Below are 4,594 nucleotides of genomic sequence, written 5' to 3'. Positions count from 1 at the left end.
ATTCTCTTTTCGAATAGCTTTGATAAAATAAAGCGTGCCATCTTCACATTGAATCAAAATTTGGTTATCGCGGCAATCGAGCGAGCGGATGGGAGAGTGGAAAAGGGGAGATTCGTAACATTTTAAGCCATTTTCTATATTAAAAATGGCAAATTGCTTGCGCTGAGGCAACACTAAAATAAGCAACTCTTGGTCAACATGGGCTTCCTCAAAATTTTCCACCCTGCTTAAGGGTTGCGAAGGAAAAGGTTCTTTGAGTGGCCAGCGGTAAAGAAAACCTTCTTGCGTCACTTGGATCATATGCCCTTCTAGATAGTGGATCAAACGAGAGTTTTCGTCTTTTAGGTTATCAAAAACTAATTGACAGCCTTTTTCCTCAAGAGAATAAACTTGAGCAGTCCCAGGAGTGACTTGGATGAAAGCCACTCTTTTTTCTACCTTTAATTTAACAGTTTCGCTTGCTGCAAAGCCAGGTAATTGATAGGTGTCATACTTACATCGATCTTCACATAATGTGGGTTTGTTGCGTTTGACTTCTTTTAGAATTTGATGCCTTTTTTTATAAATTTTCTTCCAATTTGAATTTAAGGTAGGGCGGGTCGAGAATGTCAACTTTTTCCATTGGCGACAAAACTGGGCTTTCCATAGGGAAGGATCCTCTGCTAGCTGTTGCCAGGCTTTACTAACTAAAGAAGCCATGGCGAGGTCTTTTGAGCTCTTAAGATGATTAAAAATGGCAACTTTCGTTTCTTCAGGTAAAGCTTCTATAGGGGATTTTAAAGAAATTTGCATAAAGCCTCTATCTTTATTAAGATAAGATGATTAATTAAATAATAATAATTATATTTAATAAGTTTATTTTGTTCTAGGTTAAATTGATTCAAAAATAGCAACTAAGGATTTTATTAAAGATAAAATGAAAAGGAAATTTATAATATGTATGGCGGCTAAATCCTCATTAAGAGGAAGATAGATTCTAATTTGCTCAACATGTATTATTAAGCAATTCAAATGAAGCATAATTTAAAAAAGAATGCGATCTAAGTTATTCTTATAATTCCTATAGCTAAAGAAATATGTAAGTGGCCTTTTAAAAAGGCCACTTCTTCGAAGTTTTATTACTTTGCTTACTTGCTAAGCTGTTTTTTTCCTTAGTCGAATTCATTTCGAAAGATAGATATTTTTGTTTGTTAAGAATTAAGTTGTCTACAGCTCCTTCTCGTCAATAATCTTGTAGATAAACTAATTCTTTTGCCACAAAGTAAGCGTCATCCAAAATTTTTAATGCTCTATCTTTTTTCCGCTTGTATACAGTTTCAGGCATTTTTATTCTTATTAACTAAAGATTAAATATTTAAGAATGCTTTGATTTTAACGTCTCCTGCAACAAAAAGGAGAATTTTGTGATTTATACCATCAATGAAACCGTTGAACAGGTGGAAAAAATTGCTATATAAAGCAATAATTATTCCCAATGAGTGGTACGCTCATCTTCGCAATGAAAAAGCTAAAATTCAAACTTATAAACAAGTCAAGCTTGCAAAGCCGTTTTTCCAATAAACTATTGTTCAAAAAATATTGAACAATATAAAATAACGAACACGGTGGAGGGATGAACAATATGAAGGGTCGATTTTTACTAAGTTCAAATGAATCGTTTGTTGAAGGGAATATTTATGCTGATCGATCTTCTGTGATTCTAGCATGGTTACTTAGGATTGGAATCGATAAAGAAAAATTTTCTTTGCGACAAGTGGCTAAGGAGACAGGAATTAGTCTTGGACTAGTGCAGCGAGTATTTAGTATTCTTGTGATGCATGGCTTCCTGCAAACCGAAGGCGTGAGGACGTCGAAGCATTTTTGTATGACAAAACCGGAAGCTTTACTGAGGAGCTGGCTTGAACAATACAGTATCGTCAAAAAATGCAAAATGTGGACGTATCGTTCAGGGTTTACAGATCGAGATGAGCTTTTAAAGGTGCTTAAGAAGTCGAATCTACAATCCAAAACCGTTTTAGCTCTTCATTCTGCAGTAGAAGTGCATGGATGCAAAAACACCAATCTAACCACTCTTGAGCTATATATTAAGAGTCGAGATGTAAAGAAGGGGCTTGAACTGCTTCTGGAATTAGAGCCTCAAGAGAGAGGGTACGAGGTATTGCTGATTGAGCCTTATTATAAAAGTTTTCTAAAAATAGAAGCAGATCAACATCTCAATTCATCCCCTGTTTTATTGACGTTCTTGGATCTCTATCACTTCCCTTTGCGTGGATTAGAACAAGCGGAATTCATGGCAGAGCGCATACCTGAATTGAAACGGATTTATAGGAAGGGGTAGAAGTGGACTTAAAACAAGAAGATTTGGTGATTTCAGAATTTTTGCAATCGATGGGTCCGTGGAAAGAAGTCATTGTGATCGGAGGTGGATACGCTCTCATCATTTACAAGCTATATCTAGCAGATCAACAATTAGGCAATCCTCCTATTGGAACGAGAGATATCGATTCGCTCATCCCTCGCAAAGTCCCGTCAATTTCAAAAAAGAACATTTCAAAACATCTTGAGGAAGCTGGATTTACTCAATTATTCAAAGATTTGGATCAGCCTGCTACCGAAAGCTATGTCAAAGAAATCAATGGTTTAGAGGTGGAAATCGAATTTCTGACCGATTCTGCTGCGCGTAACGGACAAACATAAAAACGTTTTAATTGCCGGCGTTGTGGCACAACCACTCAGCTATCTCACTTTAAGTTTACAGATGACCAGTGAATTCAAGACGTACTCAGGAGAATCTGGATGGGTGGTATCTCCAGGAGCTTGGATGTTTCATAAAGGACTCACCTTTACAAGGCGTAAAAGCGCCTCAAAAATCCATAAGGATCTTTATGGGATTTGGTATGTAGCAACCCAATTGGGAGATTTTTCGGAAGCTGCAATAATGAAATTACTTTTTCTCGGATCTCAGCATCCAAAATGGTTTAAGACATTGCGAGATAATTTGCGAAATTGGATGAGCAATGCTACCCCGTTAGAATGGGCTAAGCTAGAAGCTCAAGATCCTTATGGAAAATTAAAGAGATTAAATTTTGAGCGATTCACAAAAAGAATCCTACAAGATGGATAGGGATGATAAATAATTTATAGAATTGACTTGTGACTTTTTATAGAGTGTGAGATTTGTCACTGAAAGAAAAAAGATTAAACAAAGGAGCCAACAATGACACTTAGTGAAGAAGCAATGTCATATTTAGAAGAACGCATCATAGAAAGCAAGGAGTCAAATAAGCTATGACCTTGATGCCAACAGTGATTGAACCCTCTATTGGATTTAGCTTAGAGACCTACGAACAGGCAAAAGCATTTCAAACAAATGTAATATGGAACAAACTAGATGAGATCACATTGGAAGAGGCGCTGTCCCATTGGCTATCCACTTTGAGTCATAGAACGCAAATTAATTATCGATGAGGAATTCGCAAGCTGATTGAATTTGGTCTTCTCAATCCTCTAATGAGCCTTCAAGTATTTGCCTTAACGAATCATGAAGCTGTGATTGATCGAATCAAGTTGATACAAGACTGGGCTGAGGCAAGTCGGCAATCACGAGCAGCTTGCTATATCTCTTTTACAGGATTTTTACAACGCCGCCTTCAAGGTATTGTAAAAAAGGCTTTGCCGAACAAAGAAGGAAGCTCAAAAACTTTTTTTAAAATCGGCGAAAAAGTGAAAACACCAGCAATGACTCAGGCACAGTGGATTACTTTTTTTTAAGAGCTGGATAAAATTAATTCACGTGATTGTTTAATCGGGAAAGTGATTTTACAGGGTGGTAAGCGCGTAAGTGAGGTCTTGTCTCTACAAATTCACCAGATTGATTGGGAGCACTGTGAAATCGCATTTCCTCAGTCTAAAATGAAGGGAGTGTACAAAGAGACTGTTATTACCTATTCAAATAGCATTATGGAAAGGCTTCGAGAGCATATTGGCGAGAGAAAAGGACATGTTTTCATTACGAGATTTGGAAAGCCTGTGATGATCAATCAAGTCGCTGTGACATTTGCCAAAGCTGGGAAAGAGGCCGGTATTCCGTTTAAAATCACCCCGCACGTCTTGAGGGCATCTGCTGTCACTTATCTTAAACAGCAGGGATTTCAAGACAGCGATATTATGCGTGTAACTGGACATGCTTCCTCGGAGATGGTTTATGCTTACGATAAGTCCGCTCGATCAGATAATGCCAGCAAAAAAGTTAACTTAATACCATAAAGGTTCTGAATGAGCGCTAAAAAGAACGAGATCTTTGATCCTAAGAGCTACGCTATGTTTTTGGAACACATTGGGAAAGATATTAACCTGAACTTTGAATTTATCCCTTTGATAATAAATAAGAAGAATAAAATTTAAATGACAAAAGACCTCTGCATCATTTAAAACATTTGTTTCCCCAAACTAATGTTTAATATGACATGAGAGGTCAAAATGGATTTAATCAAATTATATTGTAGTGTGGATGATTTTTGGAAGTCTTTTAAGCAGAAATGGAATAAACAGTTAATTGATCATGGCAAAACAAAGCGAGGACCTCAACCTGAAT

7 protein-coding genes and 1 pseudogene are annotated in these 4,594 nt (G+C 36.9%); 7 read left to right on the top strand and 1 reads right to left on the bottom strand.

All coding sequences use genetic code 11. The features are described 5' to 3' along the window. The coding region (locus tag TY19_RS08905) for an F-box protein (protein ID WP_042281940.1) at nt 1-792 on the bottom strand (792 nt) is incomplete at its 3' end. A gap of 820 nt (nt 793-1,612) precedes the next feature. Here TY19_RS08905 and TY19_RS08900 point away from each other — a divergent pair. The 7 genes and pseudogenes from TY19_RS08900 to TY19_RS14210 form a co-directional block, all read left to right on the top strand. Then, nucleotides 1,613-2,338: a type IV toxin-antitoxin system AbiEi family antitoxin gene (locus TY19_RS08900; protein WP_011175755.1), complete on the top strand. Its 726-nt coding sequence runs from the start codon at nt 1,613-1,615 to the stop codon at nt 2,336-2,338. A 2-nt stretch (nt 2,339-2,340) separates the two neighbouring features. Then, nucleotides 2,341-2,697 (top strand): hypothetical protein, encoded by a 357-nt coding sequence (locus TY19_RS08895; RefSeq protein WP_042281936.1) that lies wholly within the window; start codon nt 2,341-2,343, stop codon nt 2,695-2,697. A gap of 22 nt (nt 2,698-2,719) precedes the next feature. Next, nucleotides 2,720-3,124 (top strand): hypothetical protein, encoded by a 405-nt coding sequence (locus tag TY19_RS08890; RefSeq protein ID WP_148300662.1) that lies wholly within the window; start codon nt 2,720-2,722, stop codon nt 3,122-3,124. 164 nt (nt 3,125-3,288) lie between these two features. Next, the gene (locus TY19_RS19630; protein WP_226988506.1) at nt 3,289-3,468 is read left to right on the top strand and encodes a hypothetical protein; all 180 of its coding nucleotides are present in this window, start codon (nt 3,289-3,291) and stop codon (nt 3,466-3,468) included. A gap of 42 nt (nt 3,469-3,510) precedes the next feature. Continuing rightward, the gene (locus tag TY19_RS19625; protein WP_226988505.1) at nt 3,511-3,771 is read left to right on the top strand and encodes a hypothetical protein; all 261 of its coding nucleotides are present in this window, start codon (nt 3,511-3,513) and stop codon (nt 3,769-3,771) included. Between the two features lie 3 nt (nt 3,772-3,774). After that, a complete protein-coding gene (locus TY19_RS12955; RefSeq protein WP_320408606.1) occupies nt 3,775-4,266 on the top strand; it encodes a tyrosine-type recombinase/integrase in 492 nt (163 codons plus the stop codon). Between the two features lie 213 nt (nt 4,267-4,479). Next, a pseudogene (locus tag TY19_RS14210) lies at nt 4,480-4,594 on the top strand (IS982 family transposase); the annotation flags it as partial.

The sequence above is a fragment of the Candidatus Protochlamydia sp. R18 genome (assembly GCF_000648255.1).
In the GTDB taxonomy this organism is placed as follows: Bacteria; Chlamydiota; Chlamydiia; order Chlamydiales; family Parachlamydiaceae; genus Protochlamydia; species Protochlamydia amoebophila.
This window is presented reverse-complemented; position numbering and strand designations above follow the sequence as displayed.